The sequence below is a fragment of the Streptomyces sp. bgisy159 genome, assembly GCF_965341775.1.
GTDB lineage: Bacteria > Actinomycetota > Actinomycetes > Streptomycetales > Streptomycetaceae > Streptomyces.
The window spans coordinates 1-4,943 of the sequence record NZ_CBDQZH010000095.1; the positions used below are offsets into that span (position 1 = coordinate 1).

Below are 4,943 nucleotides of genomic sequence, written 5' to 3' on the forward strand. Positions count from 1 at the left end.
TGAGTAGGAGATGCGGCCGGAGGCCACGCTGACGGCGGCGCCGTTGCCGAGGTAGCCCTCGAGGTCGCGCGGGGAACGGTCGTAGAGGCCCGGGCCGTAACCTCCGTGCATCACACCGGCGAAGACGCCGGTCCGGCTGCCCTTCAGCGTGGCCGGGTCGATGCCGGCGCGCTCGAAGGTCTCCCACGCGGTCTCCAGGAGCAGCCGCTGCTGCGGGTCCATCGCCAGCGCCTCGCGCGGCGATATCCCGAAGAACGCGGCGTCGAAGGTTCCGGCGCCGTCCAGGTAGGCGCCCTGGCGGGCGGACGACTTGCCGCCGCCGTCGCCTCCGTCGTCGAGGAGACGGTCGAGGTCCCAGCCACGGTCCTCCGGGAGCGGGCCGACCGCGTCGGTCTCCGCCATGAGCAGGTGCCAGAACTCCTCCGGTGTCCGGGTGCCGCCCGGCAGGCGGCAGCCCATCGCCACGATGGCGATGGGCTCGTCCCGCTCGGTCGTCGCGGCCCCGGACTCCCCTGCCGCCTCCCCGGGGGCCGGCCCGCCGTGGGCCAGCCCCTCGAGATACTGGGTGAGGGCCTGCGGAGTCGGGTGGTCGTAGGCCACGGCGGCCGTGAGACGGTGCCCGGTGGCGGCGGACAAACGGTCGCGCAGGGCCACGGCGGAGAGAGAGTCGAAGCCGAGCTCGTGCAGGGGCCGGTCGGGAGTCACCTCCTGGACGGACGGCAGACCGAGGATGTCGGCGATCACGGAACGCACCAGGGTGAGCAGCTCGTGCCTGGCTGCGGACGGACCGGACGGACCGGTCTTACCCGATGGACCGGATGGAACAGACGGACCGGATGGATCGGACGGACCGGACGGCCTTGAGTCACCGGTCGCCGCGGGCGATGCGGTGGGTGCCGTGCCGGGGCGGACGTTCACCGCCGGGTTGACGAGGAGGAGCGTCGTGGTCAGCGCCGCCAGGTGCCGGCGGGCGGTCTTGCCGCTCGACGTCCGCGGGATGGCGTCGACGAGGCGGAACTCGTCGGGCACCTTGAAGTAGGACAGTTCACGGCGGCATGTCTCCAGGAGCTGTCCGGTGTCGATGCCCTCGGGGCCGTCGGGCCCCGGCACCAGATAGGCGACGGGCACCTCGCCGAGTACGGCGTGGGGTGTGCCGGCCACTGCCGCTTCGGCCACGCCGGGCACTCCGGCGAGGACCCGCTCGACCTCGGCGGGATGGATGTTCTCGCCGCCGCGGACGATGAGTTCCTTGGTCCGCCCCGTGATGCCGAGTCGGCCCGCCGCATCCAGTCGGCCGAGGTCGCCGGTGCGGTACCAGCCGTCCACGAGGACGGCCCGGCTGGCCTCCGGGTCGTTGTGGTAGCCGACCATGGTGGCCGGGCTGTGCACCCAGATCTCACCCTCCTCGCCGGCGGCCACCTCCTCGCCCGTGCGGGGGTCGGTCAGTCGCAGCCGGAGGCCGGGCAGGGGAGTCCCGCAGGAGCCCGGGACGCGCTCCCCGCCCGGCGCCTGGGTGGTGATGGCGCCTCCGGTCTCGCTGCTGCCGTAGCTGTCCACGAGCCGTACGCCGAAGGCGGCCTCGAAGTCGAGGTGCAGTTCGGGCGGGCAGACGGAGCCGGCCGCCATGCACACCCGCAGCCCGGGCAGTTCCATCCCGTCCTCGCGTGCCAGCTCCACCATGCGGCGGTAGGTGCTGGGGGAGTTGACCAGGAAGGAGGCGCGTTCGCTGCGGACGGTCTCGATGATCTCGTCCGGGGCCGAGCCCTCCAGGATGTACGCGGACGCGCCGACGGCCAGCGTGGCGAGCACGCCGATGTTGTGCGAGGCGGCGTGGTGGAGCGGCATGGGCCACACCACCCGGTCGTCGGCGGACAGGCCGAGGATCGTCGCGGTGCAGGCAGCGGTCGCCCACAGGGACTTGCGCTGGGTCGACACCACACCCTTGGGGCGGCCGGTGGTGCCCGACGTGTAGAGAATCCAGGCGGTTTCGTCGAGTTCGAGGTCGTCCCGCGCGTCGGTGGCGGGCGGGGTGACGGCGAGCTGCTCGAAGTCGTCGGCGCCGGGAACGGGTTCGGCGGCGCCGACGACGATCGGAGCACCGTCGAGTGCGCCCCTCGACGTCCGCTCCACCTGCGGCAGTTGCGCCACACCGGTGATGACCGTGCGGGCACCGCTGTCGGTCAGGTGGTGGGTGAGTTCGGCGTCGGAGGACTTCGGGTCGACCGGGACACCGACGGCTCCCGCCCGCGCGACGGCGAGGTAACTCTCCACCATCTCGACCCGGTTGCCCATGCGCAGCAGGACACGGTCACCACGGCCGACTCCGCGCGCGACCAGATGGCCGGCCAGGAATCGTGTGCGGCGTTCCAGAGCGCCGTAGGTGACGGCACGGCGGCCGTCCTGGAAGGCCCGCGCGTCCGGACGTTCCCGGGCGTGGTCCGCGAGGATCTCATGCACCGGCCGGACCAGCGCAACACGGGGCTTCTCAGTCACGACGCTCGACTTCCAATCACCTTGGCAACGGAGACGCACGACTTCGGCGGTCCGGGCCGCCGGGCACGCGAACGGCGGGGATCTCCCAACCCCGGCCTACGGGGCCAGTATGGGCGCGGGCGGGTTAGGTCTTTCTCTAGATCCGGCAGGCGCCGTGACCGGCCGGAACGCGCGCCGGAGGGGGTGTTCAGCGCGGAAGCACCCAGCCCGGTGCCCAGGTCCCGGCGGCGTCGTGGCCGACCGTCGTGGCGGCGAGGTGAGTGCGGAGGATGGCCGGCGCCCGGCTGGGCATGGTCGCGGCGCCAGAGGAGCGAGTGCCGGTGGACGGGCGCCGGGCCGGTGACCGGGATGCGGCGCAGACCGCCCTGCTCCACCGTGTCCTTCCCTCACGGGCCCACGTCATCGACAGCTCCGAACTCCGCACCCTGCTCCGGGCCGACCGACGCGCACCGGGTGCCGATCCCACCAGAGGCGAGCAGTTCCCTCTTGAGATGGCGGGCCAGTCCCGCCGGTGTGGTGAAGTCGAAGACGACCGACGCGGGCAGGGGGAGCCCCGTCGCCGACTCCAGCGCGTCGCGTGCGGTCAGCGCGGTCAGGGAATCGAATCCGAGGTCGCGGACCTCCGCCTCCTCCGGTATACGCCCGGCCGTGGTGAGCCCGAGCACCGACGCGAACCGGTCGCGCACCAGCCGCAGCACGGTCTCCTCCTGCTCGGCGGAGGTGAGCGCCGCCAGTCGGCGGCGCAGCGCCGCGGGGTCGGCCGCCGCGTCGCGCGCCGTTCGCCGCACGGCCCCGCCCGCGGTGTCCCGGAGCAGCGCGGCCGTCGCGGTGACGGGGCCGGTCCGGTGCGGGACGGACAGGTCCGGCCGCTGCGCGGTGAGCGAGGTCCGGCCCGTGGCGACGGCCGCGGCGAACAGATCGGCCGCCTCGTCAGTGGCCCCCGCGGGGCCGCGCACGGACACCGCCGACACCCCCGCCTGCCGCAGGGTGCGGGCCCACACGTCGAACACCGCCGCCACCGCCGCGTCCGCCGGCCCGGCCGCGGAGGGCGGCGGCGTCGCGAACACGACGGAGGCGATGTCCCGTCCCGGTGCCGATCGCACGAGCTCCGCCGCCGGGTCGATCAACGGACGCAGTGCGGCGTCCACGTCGGCCTGCGTGTCCGCCGACGAGCCGTCGGCGGACACCGCCGCGGTCAACACCACCGTGCGGGGAGCGCGGTCGAGCAGTGCCCGCACCGTCCCGGCCGGATCCACGGGGTCCCAGCGCAGCAGCTCGGCGGTTCCCGCGGACGGAGCGAGCCGGTCGGCGACGTTCTTCGCGAACGGTCCCGTCAGCAGCGGCCCGTCCGCAGTGGGCCCCTTGCCGTCACCGGCCCGGGCCAGGAGTGTCTCGACCGGACCCTCCGTCTCGACGCCGACGAACAGGGCCGTACGCCCGGCGGAGGCGGTCTCCTGTGCTACGACGGGGACACGCACCGCACGCGGCGCGAGCACCCTGCCCTCGCGCAGGGCCAGTTGTGGTTCGCCCCCGGCGACGGCGTCCTCCACGCGGCCCCAGCAACGGCCTTCCTCGTCGGTGTCGAGCAGAACGAAGCGCCCCGGGGCCCGGTCCTGCACCGCTGCGACCAGACCCCGTACGGCCGCCGAGGCCGCGTCCGGCATCGTCGCGTCGTCCGTGGCGACCGCGTTCCGGGTCACCACGACCAGTCGGGCCCGCGCCAGCCGGGGATCGGCGAAGTGCCGTACCCACGTGAGGGCTTCACCCACCGCGGCGCGCACCGCCTGCGCCGGGTCCGCTCCGTCGCGCGGAGTCGGACGGACCACCATGACGTCCGGGACCGGCGTGCCCCGTCCGACCGCGCGCAGCAGTGACGGCAGATCGGGATGCGCCTCACTGTGCCGGCCTGCCGACAACAGGGCCTCCCGCATCCGAGGCGCGTCCGGACCGACCACCGCCCACCTGGACGGGCCGCCCGACGCCCGGGGAAGGTCGCAGGGCCGCCAGGACTCCTCGAACAGGGCGTCCTGCTGTGCCGCCGATGCCGCTCGTAGGGCGTCGCCGCGCAGCGGTGCGCCGGTCACCGTACGCGCACTGAGCACCGGGTCCCCGGCGCCGTCGGCCGCCTCCAGGTTCCAGGAGCCGTCCGCCGTCTCCCGCAGCCGTACCCGCAGCACACAGGCGCCGGTGGCGTGCAGGGTCACATCCCGCCAGCGCACCGCCACCACGGGGGCGGCGCCGTCCGGGGACGCCGCTCCGGCCGCGCCCAGCGCACCCGCCAGCGCCGCGTCCACCAGCGCCGGATGCAGCGCGTGACGGTCCTGGCCGGTCACCCAGTCGGGCAGCGCCACCTCGACGAAGACGTCGTGCCCGCGCCGCCACACGGCACGGGGTGTCCGTGCGGCGTCCGGCCGGCCGGCACTCCGGTTACGGGGAAGCCGAAGGGGGTA

The 4,943-nt window shown here is 74.4% G+C and carries 2 protein-coding genes; both read right to left on the minus strand.

Going from position 1 to position 4,943, the window contains the following annotated elements:
* Positions 1-2,493 (minus strand): AMP-binding protein (locus ACSLTV_RS35845; RefSeq protein WP_435613703.1); only part of this gene is annotated, 2,493 nt, incomplete at its 3' end.
* Between the two features lie 386 nt (positions 2,494-2,879).
* The coding region (locus ACSLTV_RS35850; RefSeq protein WP_435613704.1) for a SpnB-like Rossmann fold domain-containing protein at positions 2,880-4,943 on the minus strand (2,064 nt) is incomplete at its 5' end.